The sequence below is a fragment of the Massilia eburnea genome, from assembly GCF_009720745.1.
GTDB lineage: Bacteria > Pseudomonadota > Gammaproteobacteria > Burkholderiales > Burkholderiaceae_D > Rugamonas > Rugamonas eburnea.
Genome location: NZ_WNKX01000078.1, coordinates 1 through 436, shown reverse-complemented (window position 1 = coordinate 436; position 436 = coordinate 1). Strand labels below are relative to the sequence as shown.

Genomic DNA, 436 nt, shown 5'->3' with positions numbered 1-436 from the left:
CAGTCGCACCTTTCAGCGTGGCGTCGCCCTTGCTATGCAGGTTGATGGTGTCCGCTTTGAGCTGGGTGTTGTTGTTGATCGTGGAGTCGCTGTTGTTGTGGCCATTGCCCACGTTGGCGGCGGCGTAAACGTAGACGCCGGTCTGCGCGCCAACCTGGAAGCCAACGCCCACTTCCGCACCGGCACTGTGGTTCTTACCGTCGTTGTGTGCCGTGCTTTGGCTGGCGTCCAGCATGATGTTCTGCGCCGAATCCAGGTTCAGGGTCTTGCCGGTATTGAGCGTGGCGCCCGTGGCGTGGATATCGCCGCCGGTGGACGTCAGGTTGACGTTGCCTTTGGCGTTGATGGAGCTGCCTTCGGCGGTGCTGCCGTTACCATTGCTGGAGTTGTTGCTACTGGCGAAGCCGAGGCCCGCTTCCCCTTTGACCAGAATGCC

The 436-nt window shown here is 61.2% G+C and carries 1 protein-coding gene; it reads right to left on the bottom strand.

Features of this window, described 5'->3' with window-relative positions; all coding sequences use genetic code 11:
- The coding region (locus tag GM658_RS28645) for a hemagglutinin repeat-containing protein (protein WP_155457513.1) at positions 1–436 on the bottom strand (436 nt) is incomplete at both ends.